This window comes from Streptomyces sp. CMB-StM0423 (assembly GCF_002847285.1).
Lineage (GTDB): Bacteria > Actinomycetota > Actinomycetes > Streptomycetales > Streptomycetaceae > Streptomyces.
Genome location: NZ_CP025407.1, coordinates 1137797 through 1161169 on the forward strand (window position 1 = coordinate 1137797; position 23373 = coordinate 1161169).

Below are 23373 nucleotides of genomic sequence, written 5' to 3' on the forward strand. Positions count from 1 at the left end.
CGCTGTGGGGCGGCGGACTTGACGGGAACCGCATTCACTTTCGCTGCGGCTACTTCTCGGCACCGATGCCGGTGAGGTCCTGCTGCAGCCCGGTCAGGGCCTCGTCCACCGGCGTGGTGCCCTCGACCGCGGCCGAGACCCTTTCCTGGATGGCTGCGGTGGCGTCCCCGTACTGCACAATCGCGGGCCTCGGGACGGCGCCGGTCAGGGACTTCTCCAAAGTGGCGAGGTAGGGGAACTTCTTTCGCAGCTCCGGGTCGCTGTACAGGTCGGTGTAGGGCGGGGCGGTGGAGATCGCCGTCAGGTTGGCCCGCGCGTTCTGCTCGCCGGCGAAGTACTTGATGAAGTCGATGGCGGTGGCCTTGTTCTCGGCGAACTTGCTGACGGCCAGGTCGAGCCCGCCGAGTGTGGAGGCACCGGGGCCCTCCGCGCCGGGCAACGGCGCCACGCCGAACTCGCCGGCGACCTTGCTGGAGCCGTCCTCGGCGTTGGCCAGGGTCCACTGGTACGGCCACTGCCGGTGGAAGAGCAGCTTGCCCGCCTGGAAGGCGCGGCGCCCGTCCTCCTCCTGGAAGGTGGCGGACTCCTTGGGGAACGTGCCGTCCTCGAAGCCGTCGGCCAGGAACTGCAGGCCCGCACGGGCCTCCTCGGTGTCGACCGTGGGGTTGCCCTCCTGGTCGAGGATGCTGCCGCCGGCCGATGCGACGGCCTCGACGAAGTTGACCGTGAGCCCCTCGTACTTGTCGAACTGTCCCGCGTAGCAGCCGATCTGCCGGGCCTCGGGGAGCTTCTGCACCTCGGCACAGATCTGCTTCATCTCCGCCCAGGTCCCGGGCGGTTCCGCGCCGACCTCGTCGAGCAGGTCCTCGCGGTAGAACAGCAGCCCGGCGTTGGTGTTGAACGGGATGGCGTACTGCTTGCCGAAGTACTCACCGGTCTTCACGACGGCCGGGAGCATGCGATCCAGCGGGAACTCCTCTGCGGGCAGTTCGTCGATCCACTGGTTCGCCGCGAACTCGGCGACCCAGATCGGGTCCAGATTCAGCACGCTGTAGGTGTCCGACTCGGTCCGGGCGTTCTGAATGAACTGCTGGCGCTGCTGGTCGGCGCTCTCCGGCAGTTCGACGAGGGTGACCTTCTCGTCGGGGTGCTCCTTGTTCCACCGGTCCAGCTGCGCCTGGATGGTGCCGGTCGTGTCCTTGCCGGTGGCCAGCGTGATCGGTCCGCGCTCCGCGGCCGCGTCCGTGCCCGGTCCGTCGTCCTCCGACGAGTCCGAGCCGCATCCGGCGAGCGCCGTCGCCAAGAGGGCGGAGACGGCGACCGCCGCGACGCGACGTGCCCCCAGCCCTCCGGGTCCGGTCGTCGTGCCTGTCCTCACCGTCCAACTCGCCTGCGCCGTCGTGCCCATGTTCTTCCGCCTCTCCATGCGTGCAGACCGCACCGGAGATCCTCTCAGCGGCTCCAGAGGCGGCTGTGTATCGATAAATATGAGGTCGTCCACCCCCTGAGTCAACCCTCGTGAGCGAGCTAAAAACCCACATGAATGCCGAGGTTTCGAGAAAACAAATACTGTCATGCACATTTACATTCCAGTCGATGCCTGAGGTGGAAAATGTATCGTTCAATCTGCGCTGGGGCCCATAACGGGCTCGGAGGGACGACTCCCTCAGCTCCCATCCGTTCGGTGAGCCGACGGCTGGCCGGCGCACTGCTCGTGCTCCCCGTGCTCGTCGCGGGGCCGGCGGCAGAAAGCCGGCAGGCCAGACCGGCCGTTGCGGATCCGCTGCGACCGGACATCGCTCCTCGGCAGAGAGGGCGACGAGGACGCTGTGCTCGCGCACAGCGACGGCGGCTTCGTACTCCTGGATACCGCTGTCTGAAACACGCAGATCGACGCCGCCTCATGCTCGCCCGTGCCAGGAACCGCCTCTGCGCTTGCCCGCTGTACGCGACCGGCGTCACGGCCTTGCTTGCCCTCACCAGCCCGCCGCCCGGTCACGGGCCTGACCCGCGAGGGCGTCCCCCGAAGCATCGCCGTCGTACCAGCCGACGTAGCGGCGGACTTCATACTGGTCCAGGCCGCACTCGTTCTTCGCGGCCTGGAAGCACTCCTCGATCGCCCAGCGTGTCCCGGCGATCCGCACCAGCTCCCGGACGGTGGTCTCCAACGGGGCATAGGCGAGGTAGTAGGCGATCTCGTCGGGCTTTCAGACGCTGCGGCGGGCCAGTGCCCACCGCATCCGGTGAGGGACTTCGTCCACTACGACCATCAGCAGGTCACCTGCCCCCAGGGCCAGGTCAGCCAGGGCTGGCACGGCCCCTGCCTGACCTCCTCACCCACCGCCGGCCCCGCTGATCGTGGCCCGGTTCGCCAAGAGCCAGTGCCGCCCCTGCCCCGTCCGCTCCCGCTGCACGTCCACTGTCGACAGCGCCCGCACCGTGGGCTTTCCCCCGCGAGAACTCCGCGACCTGCAGCTCCGCGTCCGCATCCGCAGCGAGAAGGCACCTGCTGGGGCGGACGCCCACTCGCTGCCGCGGTCTGACCACCGCGCCGGACACCTCGGTCACAGCTCAGCGTTCTGCCGCGAACCTTCCCATCAAGCGGGTAGAACCCGGCGGGCAGGCACCTCGAAGACGAGTTCGAGACCGTCCTCCTCATCCCACTGCTCTCCGACCTCAACGAAGCCGAAGCCCGAGATCGTGGCCAGGGATGCCACGTTGTCGGGGCTGATCGTCGCCCGCACGGTCGCGACCGCGGGTTCGGCTGCAGCCCGGCGGAGCAACTCGATCAGCGTGGACCGGGCGTATCCCTGGCGACGGAAGTCAGGAGCGACGGAGTAGCCGATCTCGACCATGCCGACCTCATCGGGCGGTCCATGGAACCCGGCATGTCCGACGACGAGACCCTTGTCACCGACGACCGCTTGCCGCACCATCCACCGCGCATGGTCGGGATCGGTGACCATCTGGTCGAGCCGGAACTGCCACAGCCACCGTGCTCCGTCAGTCACGAAGTACTCGGTCAGCGAAACCCCGGTCATCCTGCTGGCTTCGGACAGGTCTCCATCGACCAAAGCGGACATCGCCCCGCCGGACAGCTCGACAAAACGGACACGTTTCGGGCTCCGCATGAACGGTCCCTGGTGATCGGCATCATCTGTCACCTGCGGATACTTGCTGACTAAACCCGAAGGTGTCCAACGATTTCGAAAGCAGTCCGGCAACCACCCCACGACAAGCGACATCATCCACCAGCACGATCCCACCCCGGTGAACGTTCCCGGTCACCACACTAGCTGTGGTGTCTCAGGACGTTGGTTCCACGGCTTCGTCGAGCGCGAGCTGCTGGGGGAAGGTCTCCAGCGGCTCGGGCGGGCGGTCGAAGGTGACGCGGTAGTCGCTGCCGTCGGTCCGGCTGACGGGCGGCCGTCCGCCGAGGGCGGTGTGGGGACGCTCGTGGTTGTAGTAGTTCAGGAAGTCCGCCAGCGCGGCCTGGCGGTCGCGTTCGGAGAGGTAGTCGCGGACGTATGCCCACTCCCGGGCCAGAGTGCCGTTGAAGCGCTCGACTTTCCCGTTCGTCCGGGGCGTATCGACGAACTCGACGACGGCGAGGACGCCGCCGAGTGGACCACGGAAGCGTTCGACACCATGAAGGACCTCGCGGCCAAGGCGGTCGAGCAGGCCGTCGAGTCGAACCCCGAGCTGCGGGTCCAGGAACGCAGCAGCAGGTTCTGCTCCAGCCTGGACAAGGCCACCAAGGTCTTCGAGGAACTGACTCCCGACGACGTCGGCGACTTCTACGAGGACGATATGGTCCGCCGTCTGGAGAACCTCCACGAAGCCATCACCGCCGGCCTCGTCGGCCCTCCGCAAGGCGGGCCCCTCCGAAGCTTGAGGAGCCCGTACGTCGCAGGTCCGGGACGTCGGGCGAACTTGGCGGGTGTGGTTCGCATCCTGGGTCAGGTGAAGGCGGGCATGATCCGCTCCTTGATCAGCCGCAGTTGCGTGTTCACGTCGGCCGCCTCGGTGAGGTCGCGGCCGGTGAAGGCTTTGACCATGGTGCGGTCGGTGATGGCGCAGATCATGTGGTTGACACCGCTGGGTGCGATGTCCCGCTGGATCTTCTCCAGGCACTCCTCGGGCGTACCTGCGATGGAGAGCCGCTCGGCGACCTGCGGCGAGGTCAGTTCGATGCCTCGGGCCAGGTCGCCGGCGGCGATCGCCTCGATGACCGGCTTCAACTCCGCCGGGTCGACTCCGTTGCGGAGCAACTGCTCCTCGGGCATGGAAGAGGCGTAGATGCCGACCATGCTGCGCGCCGCCTCCTTGGCGACCGCCGGGTCGGGCCCGGTCGCGAAGACCACCCAGGCCCCGATGTCGAGCGATCGCCAGTCCTTGCCTGCACGCTCGGCCCCGGTACGGATGTGCCGTACCGCGTACTCGTACGCCTCGCGGGTGTAGCTCAGCGCGTGATGGCAGCCGTCCGACAACTCCCCGGCCGCCTCGAAGGACTTGGGCCCCCGCATCGCGCCGAGCTTGAGCGGAACGCGTTCCTGCACGGGCCGCGCGAAGGTGAAGAGCCCGTCGTAGGAGAAGAACTCGCCGTCGTAGGTGAGGGCGCCCTCGTCCAGGAAGGTACGCATCACCTGCAGTGCTTCCTTCACGCGCGACAGCGGTTTCGTACGAGTCCAGTCGATCCGGTACTGGGCGAGCAGTCCGAAGTTGCCGCTGGACAGCACGCCTTCGGCGCGGCCACCGGTGAGCTCGTCCAGGGTGGCGAGTGCCTGCGCGATCAGCGTCGGCTCCCGCAAGGTCACCGGTGACACACTCGGCCCGAGCCGAATCCGCTCGGTACGGCCGGCTGCCGCCGCGAACAGCAGCCACAGATCTTTGTGCCAGGTCTCGTCGGCCGCGTAACAGGCGTAAAAGCCCAGGTCGTCCGCTAACCGAATGGAATCCAAGGACTCGGCCACGGGGTAGTCGGGGAGCATGGCGTAGCTGAACTTCACGAGCGCCACCTTCGATCGGGGACCTGCATGCGGTGTCCTACGCTACGCAAGCGCCATGCCGGTATCGAGAGTGCCTCAGGTGCCTACCGGGACGGCCTCCGCTGCCCGTCCCATACTTGAGGCATGGCTTCCCGCAGGGCGGATGGACGGGAGCAGGGGGACCGCGGACGGTGCGTCCCTGGACTGCGTGCGGGCCGCGACCGGCGTCGGGGGCGTGTCGGCGGTCGGGTACCGCACTCGGCACGCCCGCCGCCACGCGAGGGACTGCGAACGCCTCATCCAGCACCCCGAGACGCTGATCACCTGGGCGTCCATCACTCTCATGACCGGGCGTCTAGCCCGGAAGGGAGCCACCCCCAGCCGGCCCCGGCGCCAGCCGACGCAGGAACTGACAGCACCTGTGGCGCCTTCTTTGAGCCGGCGTGGAAAGTTCCGGATGCGGAGCGTCGGCGAAGGTAGCCTCCTCAGAATGTCGAGCCAGTCAGTGAGCAGGGACCTCGTGGTTGTCGGCGCCGGCATCGTCGGTGCTTCGGTGGCCTATCACGCCGCCAAGGCGGGCGCTGTCGTGACCCTTCTCGATGCCGGCCGGCCGGCCCGTGGGGTGACGGTGGACTCCTTCGCCTGGATCGCCGCCAGCATCCGCACCGGTTGCGCCGCCGGGCTGCGGGTGGCGGCGACAGACGAGTACCGTCGGCTCGAGGCCGAGCTACCGGGACTTCCCGTGACCTGGTCCGGTTCACTGTCGTGGCGCGCGGGGGAGAGTGCGCCGGAAGCCGGGCCCGGGCAGGAGGTCGTCGACGCGGTCACCGCGGCGACGCTCGAGCCCAACCTGCTGCAGCCCCCGGACTGGGCCGTCTGGGCACCCGGCGAAGGCGCTGTCGACCCGGTAGGTGTGACGGAGCGGCTGATCGAGGGCGCCCGCGCTCACGGCGCACAAGTACATCCGGACGTCCCGGTCACCGCTGTCCGGCGAGACGCCGCGGGTCGGGTCGTCGGGACCGAGACGGCCGCAGGGCCCCTATCGGGCGCGACTGTGGTGCTTGCGGCCGGAGTGGCGACGGCGGCGCTGGCAGCGCCGCTGGACCTACGTGTCCCGGTCGACCCGTCACCAGCGACGCTCTTCCGGTTCCGCGCGCCGGCCGGTCTGGTCCGCACGGTAGTCAACACTCAGGACTTTGATCTCCGGCAGGTCGCCACAGACCGGATCATCGCCGCTGCGGATTCGCCGGAACAGACTCTGGCGGCCATCCGGTCCACCTTCCGCGGCGCCGCGAGCGTCGAGCTGCTCAGCACCCGGGTCGGCGCACGCCCCATGCCGGCCGATGGTGAGCCCATCGTCGGCCCGGTCGCCGAGGTTCCTGGCCTGTACGTGGCAGTGATGCACGCGGCAGTCACGCTCGCCCCAGGCGTGGGCCGACTGGTCGCGAGGGAACTGGTCGACGGCACCGTCGAGCCGGCCCTGGCGGGCTGTCGCCTCGACCGCTTCTAACGTCCCGGCCTCCTCCACCAGTTGGTGCGGAGACGGTCCCACACGTTTGTTCAGCATGATCCGCTGTAGGTGAGCCGGTAGGACTCGGTCGTCACCGCGCTCCTGAACTCGATGCCGACCTCACCGCCGAACTCAGCCCCTACATGATCGACGCCAGGCTATCCGCTTGGACGACCTGGGCCCGTTGCCCCGTCCCTCGCCTGGGCGAGACACGGGCGCCAATCCGGCATGCCAAAAATTCGGCAGATATGTACAAATAGTGTGTCCGAGGGGGGACTTGAACCCCCACGCCCTTAACGGGCACTAGCACCTCAAGCTAGCGCGTCTGCCATTCCGCCACCCGGACCGGGTTGCCATGCCGCGGCAGAGGGCCGCGGGGCACGGCCAACGATACCAAGGATTCCGGGGCCGTTCGCACCGGTATTTGGTTACGGTACGTGGCCGCCGGTTGCGGGTGGTGACCGGTCCGGGCCCCGGCCCGCCGGTGGGGCGGCGGGCCGGGGGGTTCGGGCGAGGCGGGGATAGGGGGCCCGGGCCGGGCGGGACGGCCGGGCCGGGCCCCCGGCCGTCAGGCGCGGAGGTGGCGGAGGTGGGCGGCGGAGCGGCGGGCCGTGGACAGGGAGCCGGCCGGGTTCGTGTCGGGGCTCACCGCGTCGTCGCGCTCGACCAGCCAGTTGTGGTACTTGCGGTACCGGCCCTTGGTGACCGTGCCGATGAAGCGCTGGTAGTCGATGTCGCCGTCGCCCACGTCGGTCATGTGGTAGCCGTCCTGGGACGCCGTGTCGTGCTCGCCGTCCTTGACGTGGAACAGCGGGAAGCGCTGCGGGGCGCCCGTGACGTAGTCCAGCGGGTCGAACGGCGCCGGGGTACCGTCCGGGCGGACGCTGAAGCGGTGGACGCCGGTGTAGGCCCAGTAGATGTCCATCTCCATGAACACCAGGTCCGGGTCCGTCTCGGCCAGCATGAGGTCGTAGATGCGCACCGTCGGGTCGTCGCTGCAGAAGCCGAACTCGTTGCCGTGGTTGTGCTGGTAGAACCGCAGGCCGCGGCGGCGGGCCGCTGCGCCGTAGGCGTTGAACTCCGCCGAGGCGCGCTTCACCCCGGCCACCGTGGTGCCGTAGCGGAACGGGCCGTCCCAGGTGCCGACGTACGGCAGGTCCAGGGCCTCGGCGTCGTCGAGGACCTGCTCCAGGCTGGTGGCGAAGGAGTAGCCCGCGGGGTCGCCGACGTGGTACGCGACGTGGCTGCCGATGCCGCGCAGGCCGTGGTTGCGGGCCAGGCGGCGGAGCTGGGGCAGGGTGAGGGGGCCGTTGCCCTGGGTGTAGCCGGCGTATTCGACCTGGTCGTAGCCGTAGCGCTCCAGGGCGTCGAAGACCTCGGCGAAGCCGGCCGTGCCGATCTGGTCGCGAAGGGTGTAGAGCTGGATGCCCAGGTTGCCCCGGGGGACGGCCGGGCGGCTGTGGCTGCTGCCCTGCGGCTGCGCGGCGGCGCCCGCGGCGCCCGCGGCGCCGGCGATGGCCGCCGCCGTGGTGCCGGCCGCGACACCGAGGAATCTGCGTCTGTTGACGGCGTGGTCGAGTTCGTCTCTGTTCTTGGTGGACATGGCAACGCTCCTTGACGGGGATTCAGTCGAGACCGGCGAGCGACAGCAGCAGTGACTTCACGTCGGTCGCCGGTACGGGTCCCGAGGTCGCCCCCGGCCGGGTGGTGAGCAGCACGGGGCCGTCGCGCTCGTCGTCCGGGAGGCGGCCGTGGGTGCCGCGTACCGGGGCGGGGTCGAGCGGGACGACGGCCAGGCGGTAGCGCATGCCGGCCTTCTTGCGGGCGATCGCGGAGACGGCCCGCAGACGTACGTACGGGTCGGTGGGGTCCATGAAGAGCTCGGCGGGGTCGTAGCCGGGCTTGCGGTGGATCTCGACGAGCTGGGCGAAGTCCGGGGCACGGTCGTCGTCGAGCCAGTAGTAGTACGTGAACCAGGCGTCCGGCTCCGCCACCGCGACCAGCTCGCCGGCGCGCGGGTGGTCCAGGCCGTGGGCCTTCTTGCCGGAGTCGGAGAGCACGTCGGCGACGCCGGGCAGCTTGGTGAGGATCTCCCGGGTGGCCTCGATGTCGGCCGGGTCGCGGACGTAGACGTGCGCGATCTGGTGGTCCGAGACCGCGAAGGCGCGCGACGCCCACGGGTCCAGGTACTCCATCCCGTCCTGGGTGTAGACCTCCAGCAGCCCGGCCTTGCGCAGCGCGCGGTTGACGTCCACGGGCGTGGCCGCCTGCGTGATGCCGTACTCCGAGAGCACCACGGTCTCCGCGTCTGCCGCCCGCGTGTCCGCCAGCAGCGGCGCCAGCGCGTCGTCCAGCTCGCGCGCGGCGGCGTGCGAGCGCGGGTCGTCGGGGCCGTAGCGCTGGAGGTCGTAGTCGAGGTGCGGGAGGTAGACGAGGGTGAGGTCGGGGCTGTACGCGTCGAGGATGTGCCGCGAGGCGTCGATGATCCACTGCGAGGAGACGATGCTCGCCGTCGGGCCCCAGTAGTTGAAGAGGGGGAACGTGCCGAAGGCGGCGGTCAGTTCGTCGTGCAGCTCAGGCGGCCGGGTGTAGCAGTCGGGCTCCTTGCGGCCGTCGGCGTAGTAGATGGGGCGCGGGGTGACGATGTAGTCGGTGTCCATGCCCATCGCGTACCACCAGCCGACGTTGGCCACGGTGTAGCCGGGGTACGCGCGCCGGGCCGCCTCCCACAGCTTGTCGCCGCCGACGAGGGCGTTGTGCTGGCGCCACAGGAAGACCTCGCCCAGCTCGCGGAAGTACCAGCCGTTGGCGACGATCCCGTGCTCCGCCGGCGGCGCGCCGGTGAGGATCGTCGACTGCACGGTGCAGGTGACGGCGGGCAGCGGCGGCGTCAGCGCGCTGTTCGAGCCGGCGTCGGCCAGCGCGCGCAGGTTCGGCATGTGGTCGAGGAGACGCGGCGTGAGGCCGACGACGTCGACGACGACCAGCCGCTTCGGGGGCGTCATGGCAGCTCCTTCAGGCCGAGCGAGGTGAGCAGGTCGCGGGCGACGGACAGCTCGGCGGCGATGCCGTCGGCGAGCTGTGCGCGGCTGCGCGGCCGCAGGTGTGCGGGCAGAGCCTGCCAGGTGTACGTCTCCACTTCCAGGTGTCTCGTCAGCGGCGCGGGACCGCCGACGAGGCGCGCCAGCGTCTCTTCGAGCACCGGCGTCGTCGCCGTCAGCGGCGGCTCCAGCGGCGCGTGCAGCGGTACGTGGAAGTGGGCGCGCCACGGGCCGTCGTCGGGGAGGCCGCCGGCCAGGGCCTCGTCGAGGTCGTCGGTGGCCCGCAGGGTGCCGTCGGCGGCGCGGATCCGGGTCTGGTGCAGGAACCGCGGCTCCGCGAAGGCGGCCAGCGCGGTCCGTACCCCGGGATCCGCGGGCCGGTCGGCCACCAGGGCGGCCGACAGTTGGGACTTGACGATGGGCAGGCCCGCGCCCGTGATGCCGGCGATGGCGGTGGCCGGGTCCTCGAAGGACGTGGCCAGATGGCAGGTGTCGACGCAGACGCCGATACGCTCCGGCGGCGGCGCGCCCTCCGCGGTGAGCGCCGCGACCGCGTCGGCGGTGGTCTCGACGGTGCAGCCGGGCTCCGGCTCCAGGCCGACGCGGATGGAGCGGCCGGTCAGCTCCTCGATGGCGTCGAGGCGCGCGGCCAGGGTGCCGAGCGCCGTCAGCGACGCCTTGCGGGCGGCGGCGTCGAAGTCGGTGCGCCAGGCGAGCGGGAGGGTGGAGATGGTGCCCTCGGTGACGTCGTCGGGCAGCAGCGCGGCGAGCAGCCGGGCCAGCTCCACGGTGTGGTCCAGGCGCTCGGGCTCGGTCCAGTCGGGGCGGTAGACGCGGTACTTGACGACCTCGTCGCCGAACCCCTGGTACGGGAAGCCGTTGAGGGTCACGGCCTCCAGGCCGCGTTCGTCGAGCGCCTTCTTCAGCCGGCGCAGCGCGGCGGGGTCGGAGCCGAGGGTGCGGACGGCGTCGCGCGCGAGCCACAGGCCGATGCCCAGCCGGTCGCGGCCGAGCCGGCGGCGCACCGGTTCGGCGTGGTCGCGCAGTTGCGCCATCACCCCGTCGAGATCCTCGGCGGGGTGCACGTTGGTGCAGTACGCGAGATGGACGAGGGAGCCGTCGGGGTGTCGGAAGCGCATGGGTCAGCTTCCCCCTCGCAAGATGGAGTTCCCTTCGTACGTGGCGCCGCCGGCCTCCGGCTTCTCCGGCTCCAGCTCCAGCCGGCCGCTCTGGCCGTAGAACTCCACCGGGTTCTGCCAGAGCACCTTGTCGACGTCGGCGTCGGTGAAGCCGGCGGCGAGCATGGCGTCGGCGGTCTTGCGGGTCTTGAGCGGGTCGCTCCTGCCCCAGTCGGCGGCGGAGTTGACGAGCATCCGCTCGGTGCCGTACTCGCGCAGGATGCGGACCATGCGGTCCTCGTCCATCTTGGTGTCGGGGTAGATGGAGAAGGCCGCCCAGCAGCCGCTGTCCCGGGCGGCGGCCACCGTCGTCTCGTTGAGGTGGTCGAGGATCACGCGCTCGGGCGCCAGCCTGGACTCGCGGACGACGTCGAGCGTTCGGGCCAGGCCCGCGGCCTTGTCGCGGTGCGGCGTGTGCACCATGGCGGGCAGCCCGTGGTCGGCGGCCAGCTCCAACTGGGCGGCCAGCGCGTGGTCCTCCTCGGGGGTCATGGAGTCGTAGCCGATCTCGCCGACGGCGACGACGTGGTCCTTCAGCAGGTAGCGCGGCAGCTCGTCCAGGACCGGCAGGAGGCGCGGGTCGTTGGCCTCCTTGGGGTTGAGGGCGAGCGTGCAGTGGTGCGCGATGCCGTACTGGGCGGCGCGGAAGGGCTCCCAGCCGAGCAGCGAGTCGAAGTAGTCGTAGAAGCTCTCCGGGGAGGTGCGGGGCTGCCCCAGCCAGAAGGAGGGCTCGACGAGGGCACGCACGCCCGCGTCGTACATGGCGGCGTAGTCATCGGTCGTGCGGGACGTCATGTGGATGTGCGGGTCGAAGATGCGCATCACACCTCCTGGCGGGTCAGGGCGAGGATCCGGTCGAGGTCCGCCGGCACGGCGCGGCCGGCGGCCGTCCGCTCGCGGGCGTAGTCGTCGAGCATGCGGGCGAGTTCGCCGTCGCCCGCGGCGCGGTCGGCGAGGCCCGCGATCTCGTCGGCGGGTACGCCGGTGAAGAGGCACTTGAGGACGGCCTGCCGCCAGGCGTGGTCGCCCAGGTGCTCGGCGGCGTACGGGCCGAGGGCGGCGGCGACCAGGCGGGTGTCGTTGGTCCGCAGCGCGTCCTCGATCAGCGGTACGGCGCCGGGGCCGGGGCCGAGGTGCGGCAGCGCGCGCAGCACGGCCCGGCGTTCGGCGGCGTCGCCGCGGTCGTAGACGCGGGTGGCGACCTGCTCGTCGGCGCGGGCGGCGTGCAGGATCAGCACGCGCACGGCGTCGGCGGCCCCGGCGCCGGCGCGGCGGCGCGCGGCGGCGAAGTGGGCCTCCCAGGCGAGCAGTCCCGCGCTGGGCCCGGGGGTGCCGGCGGCGGCGTCGGCGAGCGCGGCGGCGAGCCACTCGCGGGCCTCGGGCGCGAGACCGGCCTCGACGGACGCACGCAGGGCGGCGACCGTCGCGGCGGGTGCGGCGGCCGGTGCGGGTACGGCGGGGTCGGGGGTCACCACTGCGCGGCTCCTCTCACTCGGGTCACGGATGCGGCACGCGGCGCGCGGGTCCCGGCGTACCGCGCGGCCCCTGCGGACCGGCGGACCCCGGGCGGCCGCGCGACGGCGGTGGCGGGTGCGTACGGGAGGCTCAGCACGGCACCGACCCCCTCGCCCGCGCCTCTTCCTCCGCCGCGCGCAGGAAGCGGATGGAGCTGCTCGCCAGCTCGGGCCCCGCGTGCGAGTGCCGGGGCAGCTCGACGCTGATCAGGCCCTGGTAGCCGGTGGTCTGCAGGGCTTCGAGCACGGAGGGGAAGCCGATCTCGCCCTCGCCGAACGGCAGATGCTCGTGCACGCCCCGGCACATGTCCTCGATCTGGACGTGCGCGAGCCAGGGCGCGGCGGCCCGTACGCAGTCGGCGGGCAGCGCCTCCTCCAGGCACTGGCAGTGCCCGATGTCGAGGGTCAGCGCCAGCGCCGGCGGGTCGTCCAGCCCTTCGCGCAGCCGGCGGAACCCGGCGAGGTCGTACAGCAGGTGGCCGGGCTCCGGCTCGATGGCCAGCGGCACGCCGGCGGCGTCCGCGGCCTGGAGCACCGGGGTCAGCTCCTCGCCCAGCCGCTTCCAGGCGTCCGGCTCCGACACCCCGTACGGGCGTGTACCGCTGAAGCAGTGCACGGCGTTGGCGCCCAGCTCGGCGGCGACGTTCACGGCGGTACGCAGCAGCCGGGAGCGTACTGCGCGGGCCTCGGGGTCGGGGTCGAGCAGAGTGGGGTGGTGCTTGCGGCGCGGGTCGAGGACGTAGCGGGCGCCGGTCTCGATGGTCACCGCGAGCCCGTGCCGGGCCAGCAGCCGCCGCACGGTGGCCGTGCGGGCGGGCAGGTCGGGCGCGAGCGGGTCGAGGTGCATGTGGTCGAGGGTGAGCGCGATGCCGTCGTAGCCGAGGTCGGCGAGGAGCGCGACGGCGTCGGTCAGCCGCAGGTCGGTGAGGCCGTTGGTGCCGTAGGCCAGGCGCAGCCGGCTCATGTGGGACTCACCTTCCGCGCGAGCCGGCGGGCGACGGGCACGAGGGCCAGCAGCGCGGCGGCGCTGCCGGGCGCGCCGGCGCGGGCGGCGAGGGCGGACTGCAGCGGGATCATGGCGCGGATGCCGCCGCCGACGGCGCGCTGGGTGAGCTGCGGGCTGGGGTTGAGCGCGGCGTGCAGGTACGGGCGGACGGCGGTGGCGGCGTACGCGCCGGCGAGCAGGTCACCGGGGGTGAGCGCCAGCCGGGGTCCGCCGGGTGGCGGGGCGCCGTCCGCCCGGGGGTGCGGCTCTGCTTGCGGGTACGGGTCGTTGCCGCGGCGCAGGGTGGCGGCGACGGCGGTGGTGACGGCGAGGCCGACGAGCGGGACGGCCGTCGACCCGCCCTCGACCTCGCGGCGGGAGACGACGGTGACCGCGTAGGTGTGGACGCCGAGGAGGACGGCGGCGGCGAGCGGTCCGTCCGCCCAGCCGGTGCCGTCGCCGCCCTGGAGGTGGCGCAGGGCGGACGAGGCGGCGCCGGCCGGCGGCGCGGTGGCGTACCCGCCCGCGGCGGCCGGCGGGGCGGCCTTGCGGGCCGCGCGGGCCTCCGTGGCCGCGGCGCCGAGAAGCAGGTCCAGGGTGCGGGCGGCGGCCATCGCGGCGGGGCCCGCGGGGGTGTTCTTCAGCTTCAGGTCGTACGCCCACACCGCCCCCGCGAGCGCGGTGGCGAGCGCGAGCGGCCGGCGGCCCGCGGCCGCGGCCAGACCGAGGCTCGCCGCGGTCAGGGCGGCGGCGGCGGTCAGCGCGGCGCGGGGGGTGATCCGGCCGGAGGGCAGCGGGCGGTGCGGGCGCTCGACGGCGTCGACGTCGCGGTCGGCGTAGTCGTTGAGCGCCATGCCCGCCTCGTAGAGGCAGAGGGAGGAGCCGATGGCCAGCGCGGTGCCGCGGTTGGGCCGCAGCCCGGCGGCGGCGGCGCCGGCGAGGGCGTCGCCGGGGACGGTGAACAGCGCGGAGACGCGGAGCAGTTCGACCCAGGCGCGCACCTGCGCGGCGGGCGGCGCGGACTGCTTGCGCCCCTGGGCGCTGCGCGCCTCCGGCTCGATCGGCCCGGCGGTACGCGGCCGGCGCAGCACGGCGCCCGGGACGGCGGCGGCGAGCAGCGCCACTCCCCCGGCCACGGCGGCGGCGGGCCCGCGGCCCGCCGGTGCCGCACCACCGTCCCGCCGTACCCGCGCGGCCACCCCCGCGGCGGCCGCGCCCAGCACGGCCCCGGAGACGGCGGCGGCGACCGGCACGGCCCGCCGGCGCCGGACCGCGGCGCCCGCGCCCAGCGCGAGCAGCCCGGCGGCACCCGCCACCGCGGCGGCGGGTGCCGCCCCGCGGCCTCGTGCGGCGGCGACGGCGCCCAGGACGCCTGCCCCGGCCGCACCGGCGCCCGCGCCCAGCGCGAGCAGCCGCATGCCGCCCCGTCGCCGCACCCGCGTCCGCTGCGCCGCGCTCATCGCGCGACCCGCAGGCGCTCCGCGACCGACAGCAGCTCGCGCCACTGGTCGGCGAGCCCGGGCGGGCCGCCGTCCGGGTCCTTGAAGAAGAAGCCGAGGCCCGGCACGGGACCCGACATCCCGGTCTCGTGGGCGCGGGCGACGATCCGGACGAGGTCGAGGACCAGCGGCGCGGCGAGCGCGGAGTCGCAGCCCTGCCAGATGGTCTGGAGCACCATGCGGGTGCCGAGGAAGCCGTCGAAGACGACGTGGTCCCAGGCGGTCTTCCAGTCGCCGAGGGCCGGGACGTCGTCGATGTGCACCTCGCCGTCGACGCCGGCGCCGAGCGAGTCGACGAGCACCCGCTCCTTGCCGACGTTCTTGGCCGCCGCGGCGGCCGGGTCGCCGGCGAGGTTGGCGCCGTCGCCGCCGCCGAGGAGGTTGGTGCCGGACCAGGCCCGTACCTCCAGCGCGCGCTGGAGGAACATCGGCGCCAGCACGGAACGCAGCAGCGTCTGGCCGGTCTTGCCGTCGCGGCCCGCGTACGGCAGGCCGGAGGCGGCGGCGAGCTCGCGCAGCCGCGGGTGGTGCATTCCGGTGGAGGGGGTGAAGTTGACGTACGCGCAGCCGGCCTTCAGGGCCGCCGCGGCGTAGCAGGACGAGGCGGGCAGCGCGTCGCCCTCGGCGACCGGCTCGGTGGAGGCGACGTTGACGACGACGGCGCGGGCGAGGTTGCGGCGGCGGACGAAGTCGGTGAGGTCGGCCGCGTAGGAGTCGATCAGCGCCTCCTCGTCGTACGGCTCGCCGGGCTCCGGGCCGCCGTTCCGTATCTCCTCGTCGGCGGCGGCCAGTTCGGCGGCGACGGCGGCGGGCAGCCCGTGCGGGAGCACGCCGCCGGCGGCGAGTTCGTCCGCGCGCTTGGGCAGCGGGGTGCAGGCCACGTCGTGGCCGCCGAAGACCAGCCGGCCGGGCGCCGGCAGCCCGCAGTCGGCGAACGGCGCGGTCTCGGTGACCATGCCGGCCGCGGGGTGGAGTCCGGCGGCCAGGGCGGCGCAGCCGGTGATCACGGTCGTGGCGACGGAGCCGCGGGCGCCGATGAGCCAGACGCCGGTATCGGCCGTCGCCGGGTTCGCCGGTTGCGGCGCTGTGTCTTGTGGATGGACCGTCACGGCTGCTGCCTCCCACGTGTGTTCAGTTCAGATACACGGTGCGCCCGTGGGCGGGAGGCGTCGTGACCTCCCGCCCACGGCGTTCACGGGAGATCCTTCACCAGGATGTTGCGGAACGACACCTGGTCGTCCGCACCGTGGTTCTGGATCCCGATGTGTCCGTCCGCAAGGCTGCGGGCGGGGTCGGTGTTCGTGAAGTCGTTGATCTTCACGTCGTTGAGCCAGATCTGCAGGTGCTCACCCTCGACGCGCAGTTCGAAGGTGTTCCACTCGCCGGGCGGGTTGAGCGCCCCGTCGCGCGCGGCGATGTCGGCGGACTGGAAGCCGTAGACGGCGCCCGTGGTCCGGTCCGGGGAGTCGGTGGCGTCGATCTGGATCTCGTAGCCGTTGTTCACGGCCGACCAGGGATCGTCGGAGGGCGGGAACCCGATGAAGACGCCGGAGTTGTCGTCGCCCTCCATGCGCCAGTCGAGCTTGAGGGAGTACGAGCCGAACTGCCTGGCCTCGTACCACAGCATGCCCATGCCGCCCTCCGAGGTCAGGGTGCCGTCCTCCAGGCGGAACGAGCCCGGCCCGGCCTGCTTCCAGCCCTCGGTGGAAGTGCCGTCGAAGATCGGAGTGTAGTCGCTCTCGGCAGAACTGCAGTCCGATTCGACGGCCCCGGCGGCGTACTGGATGCCGCCGAGCAGATGGGTGCGGAACTCGGGCTCCGCGTACGACTCCTTGGTGTGGCCGAGGCCCGTGTAGAAGGACCGGCCGCTCTCGTAGGTCTGGCACCAGGAGATGGGGTGGTCGCCGCCCATGTTGCCGCCGCTGTACGAGCCTTCGTCGAGGGTCGCCAGGACGCGGGCCTGCTCGCGCGGGTTGGTGCGGTAGTTGTACCACTCGTCGGTACGCACCCACTGGTCGCCCAGGTGCGCGGTGGCGGGGTGGTCGTGGTCCTCGACCTCGACCGTCGCCTGCTGGATCTGCGGGTGCGAGTCGAAGTACGCGCCGACGAGGCCGCCGTAGAACGGCCAGTCGTACTCGGTGTCGGCTGCGGCGTGCACGCCGACGTAGCCGCCGCCGGCGCGCACGTAGTTCTCGAACGCCCGCTGCTGCTTGGCGTCGAGCACGTCACCGGTGGTGGAGAGGAAGACGACGGCGTCGTACTGCTGGAGGGTGCCGGGCGTGAACACGCCGGCGTTCTCGGTGGTGTCGACGGTGAAGCCGTTGTCGGCGCCGAGCTGCTGGATGGTCGCGATCCCGTCGGGGATGGAGTCGTGGCGGAAGCCGGCGGTCTTGGAGAAGACGAGCACGTGCTCGTCCTCCGCCTTCTTCGCCGGCTTCTCCGCGACGGCGGACGTGTTCATGGCCATGGTGGTGAGCACGACCGCCGCCGTCGCCAGGGCGAGGCGTCCGGGAGCTTTCATGGGGCGCTCCTTGAGGGTCTCGTCGGGTGGGACGCCCCGCCGGCCGGAGCCGGCGGGGCGGTGGGGGGAGCTATCCGGTGGTGAGGGTGAAGTCGTCGACGTCGTACAGCGCGTCCGTACCGCTGCCGGCGAAGACGAGGTAGAGCTTCGTGGTGCCGTCCGGGGCGCCCGACAGGGTCGCCGTGACGTCCTGGAACGTGTCCCATCCGCCGGTGACCGGCACCTCGGTGGAGCCGAGGAGCGTCCCGTCGGGGGCGCCCGCGCGCACCTCCAGGGTGCCGCCGGCGCCGGCGGAGGAGATCCGGGCGGTCACCTGGGTCACGTCCGACAGGACCCAGGGCTCGAACGCGATCCAGTCGCCGGCGTGGATGTCGCCGACCGTCTTGCCGCCGTTGGCCGCCGGCTTGTTCTGCGGTGCGACGCCCTGGGCGCTGTCGTAGTGTTCCGCCTGGCGGTGCTTGGGCTGCAGCTTGGCCTGGTCGGTTCCGGTCAGGGCGCCCTGGCCGCCGCCTCCGCCGTCGGTGTACGTGGCGGTGAGGCCGCCGTAGAGGTTGGCGTTGGGGTCGTGCTCGCCGTCCGCGGCGGTCTTCAGGGTGCCGCTGCAGCCGTTGGCGCTGGTCATCTCGTGGCCGTGGGAGTCGTGGCCGAGGATGTAGGCGACCCGGACCTTGGTGCAGTCGACGGTCTCGTCCTCCGGGTCGGCGACGGTGACCTCGAAGGGCACGTCGTCGCCGAAGGAGAAGGACTGGCCGTCCTGAGGCAGGTCCAGGGTCACGGTGGGCGCGGTGTTGCCGACGGTTATCTGCACGTTGGCGCTGCCGGTGAGGCCGTCGGGGTCGGTGGCGGTGAGGGTGACGTTGTACGTGCCGTTCTCCGCGTACGTGTGCGCGGGGTCGGCCTGGTCGGAGGTGGCGCCGTCGCCGAAGTCCCAGGAGTACGTCAGCTCGGTGCTGTCCGGGTCGGTGGTGCCGGCGGAGGAGAACTGCACGGCCAGGGGCGCCTGTCCGGAGGTCTTGTCGGCGCTCGCCTCCGCGACCGGGGAGGCGCCGCCGGTCATGTTCTCGATGCGGTAGAGGGCGGAGTTCTCGTCGCCGCCGAAGTAGCCGGTGCCGTAGTCGAGGACGTAGAGGGCGCCGTCGGGGCCGAAGTCCATGTCCATGACCTGGGTGCCGGACCAGGGGAAGTCGTTGATGGCCGAGACGGTGCCGTCGTCGCCCTGCTCGATCCGCTTGATCCACTTGCGGCCGAACTCGCCGGCGAAGAAGTTCCCTTCGTACTCGGCGGGGAAGGCCACGGCGGAGCCGTCGGCGACCTCGTCCTGGCGGTAGACCGGGCCGCCCATCGGGGACTCGGAGCCGTTGCCGAACTCGGGGACGGAGTTGCCGTCGTACGGAATCCACGCCGCCTGGGCCGGGGGCAGTTCGGTCAGGCCGGTGTTGTGCGGCGAGTTGTTGACGGGCGCGCCGCAGTCGAAGGCCGCGCCGGAGGCGCCGGAGCCGAAGTCGTAGTCCTTGTACGCGTCGTTGTCGCCGGTGCAGTACGGCCAGCCGAAGTTGCCCGCCTTGGTGATACGGGCGAACTCGACCTGTCCGGCCGGCCCGCGGGCGTCGCTCGCGGTGCCGGCGTCGGGGCCGTAGTCGCCGACGTAGACGGTGCCGGTGGGCTTGTCGACGCTGAGCCGGAACGGGTTCCGGAAGCCCATGGCGTAGATCTCGGGGCGCGTCTTGTCGGTGCCGGGCGCGAAGAGGTTGCCGTCCGGGATGTCGTACGAACCGTCCGCGTTGACCTTGATCCGCAGGACCTTGCCGCGCAGGTCGTTGGTGTTGCCGGCGGAGCGCTGGGCGTCGAACGCGGGGTTGCGCGTGGCGCGTTCGTCGATGGGCGTGTAGCCGTCGGAGGCGAACGGGTTGGTGTCGTCGCCGGTGGAGAGATAGAGGTTGCCCTCGGCGTCGAAGTCGATGTCGCCGCCGACGTGGCAGCACAGGCCGCGCGAGGCGGGCACGTCCAGGACCGCCTTCTCGCTGCCGGTGTCGAGGGTGCCGTCGTCCTTCAGGACGAAGCGGGAGAGCCGGTTGACGCCGTCGAACGGCGCGAAGTCGGCGGCGCTGCCGTCCGAGGGGGCGTCGCCCGCGGGGGTGTCCAGGGGCGGGGCGTAGTAGAGGTAGACGAACCGGTTCTGCGCGAAGCCCGGGTCGACCCCGACGCCTTGCAGGCCCTCCTCGTCGTGGTTGTACACGGCGAGCTGGCCGGCGACCTTGGTCGTACCGGCGGCGTCCGTGAGCCGTACCGTGCCGTCGCGCGAGGTGTGCAGCACGGACCGGTCGGGCAGCACCGCCATGGTCATCGGCTCGCCCATCTCGGGCTCGCCCTTGGCCAGCGTCACCTGCTGGAACTCCGCCGCGGCCGGGGCCTCGTGGTCCTCGCCCGGGTGCGCGGCGCCGGTGGCGGACGTGCTCAGCACGAGGGCCGGCACGGCCAGCAGGGCCGCCACCGTCCTCATGAGCGTTCTCCGGATCTTTCTGGTGTGCACCTGATCTCTCCTGCCGAGAGTGGGGGGTTTATGTCAGGGACATCACAGGAACGTAACCGCCTTTTGCGGGATAGAGAAGCCCTTTGACAGGACTTCAGTTATCTTCATCCTTGATAAGGACAAAGTGCCCCCCGGACACACCGGAGCGGCCCGGCGGCAGGTGCCGCCGCCGGGCTGCGCTCCGCGCCGCTGCGGCGGTCAGTCGCCCCCGAAAGCGGCGTCGAACGACGCCTGCGGAGGCTCGAAGTCGAGCGCCTTGAGCGCCCGCAGCGCCTCCGGCGCACCCTGCAGCCGGTCCATGCCGGCGTCCTCCCACTCCACCGAGATGGGCCCCGCGTAATCGATCGAGCGGAGCATCCGGAAGACGTCCTCCCACGGCACGTCGCCGTGGCCTGCCGAGACGAAGTCCCAGCCGCGGCGCGGGTCGCCCCAGGGCAGGTGCGAGCCGAGCCGGCCGTTGCGGCCGTCGAGCCGCTTGCGGGCCTCCTTGCAGTCCACGTGGTAGATGCGGTCCTTGAAGTCCCACAGGAACCCGACCGGGTCGAGGTCCTGCCAGACGAAGTGGCTGGGGTCGAAGTTCAGCCCGAAGGCGGGCCGGTGGCCGACCGCCTCCATCGCCCGGTGCGTCGTCCAGTAGTCGTACGCGATCTCGGACGGGTGCACCTCGTGCGCGAAGCGCACGCCCTCGGCGTCGAACACGTCGAGGATGGGGTTCCAGCGGTCGGCGAAGTCCTGGTAGCCGCGCTCGATCATGTGCGGCGGGACCGGCGGGAACATCGCCACCAGATGCCAGATCGACGAGCCGGTGAAGCCGACGACGGTGTCGACGCCGAAGGCCGCCGCCGCCCGCGCGGTGTCGGCGATCTCGGCGGCGGCCCGCTGCCGGACGCCCTCGGGCTCGCCGTCGCCCCAGATCCGGGCCGGGAGGATGGCCTGGTGGCGCTCGTCGATGGGGTGGTCGCAGACCGCCTGGCCCACCAGGTGGTTGGAGATCGCCCAGCACTTCAGGCCGTACTTCTCCAGCAACTGGTGGCGGCCGTCGAGGTAGCCGGGCTCGTTCAGGGCCTTGTCCACCTCGAAGTGGTCGCCCCAGCAGGCGAGTTCGAGGCCGTCGTAGCCGAAGTCGCGGGCCAGCCGGCAGACCTCCTCCAGGGGGAGATCCGCCCACTGGCCGGTGAACAGGGTGAAGGACCGGGGCATCGTGTGCTGCCTCTTTCTCCGGAGTGCCTCCGGGGTGGTCGGCTGATCCGGGTGGGGTCAGGTGGCTTGGCCGGCTTGCACCACGGGCGTGAAGACGGCGTTCTTCTCCGCGCTCTCCTCCACGGCCGCCAGCACCCGCTGGACCTGCAGCCCGTCGGCGAAGGACGGCGCGGGCTGCGCGCCGGTGGCGATGGCGTGGACGAGGTCGCGGGCCTGGTGCACGAAGGTGTGCTCGTACCCGAGGCCGTGGCCCGGCGGCCACCACGCCTCCAGGTACGGGTGCTCCGGCTCGGTGACCAGGACCCGCCGGAAGCCGGCGGTCTCGGCCGGCTCCGCGTGGTCGTGCAACTGCAGCTCGTTCAGCCGCTCCAGGTCGAAGGAGAGCGAGCCGTGCTCGCCGTTCAGCTCCACCGACAGGGCGTTCTTGCGGCCCGCGGCCATCCGGCTGACCTCGAAGGACGCCAGCGCGCCCGAGGCCAACCGGCCGGTGAACAGGGCGGCGTCGTCCACCGTGACCGGACCGCGCTCGCCGCCGCCGGCCGCCGCGCCGGAGAGCCCTTCCGCCGCGGACGGCAGCGGCCGCTCCTTCACGAACGTCTCGGTCTGCGCCGAGACGCCCACCAGCGGCTCGCCGGTGAGGAACTGCGCCAGGTCGACGATGTGCGCGCCGAGGTCGCCGAGCGCCCCGGAGCCCGCCTTCTCCCGCTGCATCCGCCAGGCGAGCGGAAACTCCGGGTCGACGAGCCAGTCCTGCAGGTACGTCACACGCACGTGCCGCAGCGCACCCAGCCGGCCGCGGGCGATCAGCTCGCGCGCGTACGCCAGGGCCGGCACCCGGCGGTAGTTGAAGCCGACCATCGCGAGCTGCCCGCGCTCCCGCGCCCGCGCCGCGGCGTCGGCCATCGCCTCGGCCTCGGCGACGGTGTTGGCGAGCGGCTTCTCGCACAGCACGTGCTTGCCCGCCTCCAGCGCGGCGATGGCGATCTCCGCGTGGCTGTCGCCCGGCGTGCAGACGTCGACGAGCTGCACGTCGTCCCGGGTGATGAGCCGGCGCCAGTCGGTCTCCGCGGCGGCCCAGCCCATCTTGCGGGCCGCCGTGGCCACCTTGTCCTCGTCGCGGCCGCAGATCGCGGCCATGACGGGAGTCAGCGGAAGGTCGAAGACCCGGGCGGCGGTCCGCCAGCCCTGCGAATGGGCCGCCCCCATGAACGCGTAGCCGACCATGCCGACGCCGAGCGCGGGTGCGGTCGTGTCGTGGGACATAGAACTCCTTGTCAGTAGGCTGCTTCCGGCGCGCCGCAGCGGTCGTTCCGGGATCTCCGGGCGTGCGGCTCCTGGCGCTGGATTCCCGTCAGTTGAAGCCGGTCGGCAGGTACTGGTCGATGTTGTCCTTGCTCACGACGGCGGAGTACAGCGTGATCGACGCCGGGATCTCGAACTCGGCCATGCCCGAGACGCCCTTCTGCTGGCCGAGGGCGCGCGCGAGGTCGATCGCGGACGCGGCCATCGTCGGCGGGTAGAGGACGGTGGCCTTGATCACCGAGTCGTCGGCCTTGATGGAGTCCATCACGGCCTTGGAACCGGCGCCGCCGACCATGATGAACTCGTCGCGGCCGGACTGGTCGATGGCGCGCTTGACGCCGACGCCCTGGTCGTCGTCGTGGTTCCACATGGCGTCGAACTCCGGCACGGCCTGGAGCAGGTCGGACATCTTGCGCTGGCCCGACTCGACGGTGAACTCGGCGGCCTGCCGGGCCACCTTCTCGATGTTGGGGTAGTTCTTCAGCGCGTCGTCGAAGCCCTTCGTGCGCTGCTGGGTCAGCTCCAGGTTGTCGAGCCCGGCCAGCTCGACGACCTTCGCGTTCTCCTTGCCCTTGAGCTGCTCGCCGATGAACCGGCCGGCGTTCAGGCCCATGCCGTAGTTGTCGCCGCCGATCCAGCAGCGGTACGCCTGCGGGCTGTTGAAGATCCGGTCCAGGTTGACGACGGGGATGCCGGCCCGCATGGCCTTCAGCCCCGCCTGCGTCATCGCCTTGCCGTCGGCCGGCAGGATGACCAGGACGTCGACCTTCTTGTTGATCAGGGAGTCGACCTGGCCTATCTGGGTGGCCGTGTCGTTCGAGCCCTCGGTGATGTCGAGGGTGACGTCCTCGTACTTCTCCGCGCGCGAGCGCGCGTTGTCGTTGATGGCGTTGAGCCAGCCGTGGTCGGCCTCCGGGCCCGCGAAGCCGATGGTGACCGGCTTGCCGGGCTTGTCCTCGGAGACGTTGGCCTGCTGCTGCTCGGAGCCGCCGTCGTCGTCACTGTCGTCATTGCTGGTGCAACTGGTGAGGAACGCGGCAGCCGAGACACCGGCGGCACCGAAGAGCATGTTTCTACGGCTGAAAGGCGATTCTGGCATGTGAGT

The 23373-nt window shown here is 71.8% G+C and carries 17 protein-coding genes, 1 tRNA gene and 3 pseudogenes; 2 read left to right on the forward strand and 19 right to left on the reverse strand.

The window, feature by feature from the left end; translation table 11 throughout:
- Positions 1 to 49: 49 nt before the first annotated feature.
- The 4 genes and pseudogenes from CXR04_RS04775 to CXR04_RS35560 all read right to left on the reverse strand — a co-directional run.
- Positions 50 to 1441: an ABC transporter substrate-binding protein gene (locus CXR04_RS04775; protein WP_234380065.1), complete on the reverse strand. Its 1392-nt coding sequence runs from the start codon at positions 1439 to 1441 to the stop codon at positions 50 to 52.
- Between the two features lie 535 nt (positions 1442 to 1976).
- A pseudogene (locus CXR04_RS04780) lies at positions 1977 to 2243 on the reverse strand (IS701 family transposase); the annotation flags it as partial.
- A gap of 354 nt (positions 2244 to 2597) precedes the next feature.
- Entirely contained in the window at positions 2598 to 3131 is a 534-nt protein-coding gene (locus CXR04_RS04790; RefSeq protein WP_101420640.1) for a GNAT family N-acetyltransferase, read from the reverse strand.
- A gap of 280 nt (positions 3132 to 3411) precedes the next feature.
- Positions 3412 to 3585, reverse strand: a pseudogene (locus CXR04_RS35560) (integrase core domain-containing protein); the annotation flags it as partial.
- Between the two features lie 3 nt (positions 3586 to 3588).
- Here CXR04_RS35560 and CXR04_RS35565 point away from each other — a divergent pair.
- Positions 3589 to 3895, forward strand: a pseudogene (locus CXR04_RS35565) (hypothetical protein); the annotation flags it as partial.
- Between the two features lie 64 nt (positions 3896 to 3959).
- On the opposite strand, the gene CXR04_RS04800 reads toward CXR04_RS35565, so the two are convergent.
- On the reverse strand, positions 3960 to 5009 hold the full coding sequence (locus CXR04_RS04800) for an LLM class flavin-dependent oxidoreductase (RefSeq protein WP_101420642.1): 1050 nt from the start codon (positions 5007 to 5009) through the stop codon (positions 3960 to 3962).
- A gap of 469 nt (positions 5010 to 5478) precedes the next feature.
- On the opposite strand from CXR04_RS04800, the gene CXR04_RS04805 reads away from it, so the two are divergent.
- Entirely contained in the window at positions 5479 to 6498 is a 1020-nt protein-coding gene (locus CXR04_RS04805; RefSeq protein WP_101426193.1) for an NAD(P)/FAD-dependent oxidoreductase, read from the forward strand.
- A gap of 262 nt (positions 6499 to 6760) precedes the next feature.
- On the opposite strand, the gene CXR04_RS04810 is transcribed toward CXR04_RS04805, so the two are convergent.
- The 14 genes from CXR04_RS04810 to CXR04_RS04875 all read right to left on the reverse strand — a co-directional run bounded on the left by CXR04_RS04810 (position 6761) and on the right by CXR04_RS04875 (position 23337).
- Positions 6761 to 6844: transfer RNA gene (locus CXR04_RS04810), tRNA-Leu, on the reverse strand.
- Positions 6845 to 7066: 222 nt separating this feature from the next.
- A complete protein-coding gene (locus tag CXR04_RS04815; RefSeq protein ID WP_101420643.1) occupies positions 7067 to 8101 on the reverse strand; it encodes a sugar phosphate isomerase/epimerase family protein in 1035 nt (344 codons plus the stop codon).
- 22 nt (positions 8102 to 8123) lie between these two features.
- Positions 8124 to 9503 carry an alkaline phosphatase family protein gene (locus CXR04_RS04820; protein WP_101420644.1) on the reverse strand — a complete coding sequence of 460 codons (1380 nt, stop codon included), beginning with the start codon at positions 9501 to 9503 and terminating at the stop codon, positions 8124 to 8126.
- Entirely contained in the window at positions 9500 to 10678 is a 1179-nt protein-coding gene (eboE, locus tag CXR04_RS04825; RefSeq protein ID WP_101420645.1) for a metabolite traffic protein EboE, read from the reverse strand. Before eboE ends, CXR04_RS04820 begins: the two co-directional genes overlap by 4 nt.
- A gap of 3 nt (positions 10679 to 10681) precedes the next feature.
- The gene (locus CXR04_RS04830) at positions 10682 to 11539 is read right to left on the reverse strand and encodes a TatD family hydrolase (RefSeq protein WP_101420646.1); all 858 of its coding nucleotides are present in this window, start codon (positions 11537 to 11539) and stop codon (positions 10682 to 10684) included.
- A complete protein-coding gene (locus CXR04_RS04835; RefSeq protein ID WP_101420647.1) occupies positions 11539 to 12192 on the reverse strand; it encodes an EboA domain-containing protein in 654 nt (217 codons plus the stop codon). The genes CXR04_RS04830 and CXR04_RS04835 overlap by 1 nt, the downstream gene beginning before the upstream one ends.
- A gap of 130 nt (positions 12193 to 12322) precedes the next feature.
- Positions 12323 to 13195, reverse strand: coding sequence for a sugar phosphate isomerase/epimerase family protein (locus CXR04_RS04840; protein ID WP_101420648.1), 873 nt, complete (start codon positions 13193 to 13195; stop codon positions 12323 to 12325).
- Positions 13192 to 14676, reverse strand: coding sequence for an SCO3242 family prenyltransferase (locus CXR04_RS04845; RefSeq protein ID WP_101420649.1), 1485 nt, complete (start codon positions 14674 to 14676; stop codon positions 13192 to 13194). The genes CXR04_RS04840 and CXR04_RS04845 overlap by 4 nt, the downstream gene beginning before the upstream one ends.
- Positions 14673 to 15824 carry an inositol-3-phosphate synthase gene (locus tag CXR04_RS04850; RefSeq protein WP_101420650.1) on the reverse strand — a complete coding sequence of 384 codons (1152 nt, stop codon included), beginning with the start codon at positions 15822 to 15824 and terminating at the stop codon, positions 14673 to 14675. The genes CXR04_RS04845 and CXR04_RS04850 overlap by 4 nt, the downstream gene beginning before the upstream one ends.
- Positions 15825 to 15907: 83 nt before the next feature.
- Positions 15908 to 17236, reverse strand: coding sequence for a ThuA domain-containing protein (locus CXR04_RS04855; RefSeq protein ID WP_101420651.1), 1329 nt, complete (start codon positions 17234 to 17236; stop codon positions 15908 to 15910).
- A gap of 70 nt (positions 17237 to 17306) precedes the next feature.
- Positions 17307 to 19736: a PQQ-dependent sugar dehydrogenase gene (locus tag CXR04_RS04860; RefSeq protein ID WP_234380066.1), complete on the reverse strand. Its 2430-nt coding sequence runs from the start codon at positions 19734 to 19736 to the stop codon at positions 17307 to 17309.
- A 228-nt stretch (positions 19737 to 19964) separates the two neighbouring features.
- On the reverse strand, positions 19965 to 20966 hold the full coding sequence (locus CXR04_RS04865; protein ID WP_101420653.1) for a sugar phosphate isomerase/epimerase family protein: 1002 nt from the start codon (positions 20964 to 20966) through the stop codon (positions 19965 to 19967).
- 57 nt (positions 20967 to 21023) lie between these two features.
- Positions 21024 to 22229, reverse strand: coding sequence for a Gfo/Idh/MocA family protein (locus CXR04_RS04870; protein WP_101420654.1), 1206 nt, complete (start codon positions 22227 to 22229; stop codon positions 21024 to 21026).
- Positions 22230 to 22317: 88 nt separating this feature from the next.
- Positions 22318 to 23337, reverse strand: coding sequence for a substrate-binding domain-containing protein (locus tag CXR04_RS04875; protein ID WP_101420655.1), 1020 nt, complete (start codon positions 23335 to 23337; stop codon positions 22318 to 22320).
- Positions 23338 to 23373 lie beyond the last annotated feature (36 nt).

Excerpts from the sequence above, each read along its gene's own strand:
- CXR04_RS04790 (WP_101420640.1), bottom strand. The coding sequence starts at position 3,131 with ATGCGGAGCCCGAAACGTGTCCGTTTTGTCGAGCTGTCCGGCGGGGCG.
- CXR04_RS04805 (WP_101426193.1), top strand. The coding sequence starts at position 5,479 with ATGTCGAGCCAGTCAGTGAGCAGGGACCTCGTGGTTGTCGGCGCCGGC.
- CXR04_RS04815 (WP_101420643.1), bottom strand. The coding sequence starts at position 8,101 with ATGTCCACCAAGAACAGAGACGAACTCGACCACGCCGTCAACAGACGC.
- CXR04_RS04820 (WP_101420644.1), bottom strand. The coding sequence starts at position 9,503 with ATGACGCCCCCGAAGCGGCTGGTCGTCGTCGACGTCGTCGGCCTCACG.
- eboE (WP_101420645.1), bottom strand. The coding sequence starts at position 10,678 with ATGCGCTTCCGACACCCCGACGGCTCCCTCGTCCATCTCGCGTACTGC.
- CXR04_RS04830 (WP_101420646.1), bottom strand. The coding sequence starts at position 11,539 with ATGCGCATCTTCGACCCGCACATCCACATGACGTCCCGCACGACCGAT.
- CXR04_RS04840 (WP_101420648.1), bottom strand. The coding sequence starts at position 13,195 with ATGAGCCGGCTGCGCCTGGCCTACGGCACCAACGGCCTCACCGACCTG.
- CXR04_RS04845 (WP_101420649.1), bottom strand. The coding sequence starts at position 14,676 with ATGAGCGCGGCGCAGCGGACGCGGGTGCGGCGACGGGGCGGCATGCGG.
- CXR04_RS04855 (WP_101420651.1), bottom strand. The coding sequence starts at position 17,236 with ATGAAAGCTCCCGGACGCCTCGCCCTGGCGACGGCGGCGGTCGTGCTC.
- CXR04_RS04860 (WP_234380066.1), bottom strand. The coding sequence starts at position 19,736 with ATGAGGACGGTGGCGGCCCTGCTGGCCGTGCCGGCCCTCGTGCTGAGC.
- CXR04_RS04865 (WP_101420653.1), bottom strand. The coding sequence starts at position 20,966 with ATGCCCCGGTCCTTCACCCTGTTCACCGGCCAGTGGGCGGATCTCCCC.
- CXR04_RS04870 (WP_101420654.1), bottom strand. The coding sequence starts at position 22,229 with ATGTCCCACGACACGACCGCACCCGCGCTCGGCGTCGGCATGGTCGGC.
- CXR04_RS04875 (WP_101420655.1), bottom strand. The coding sequence starts at position 23,337 with ATGCTCTTCGGTGCCGCCGGTGTCTCGGCTGCCGCGTTCCTCACCAGT.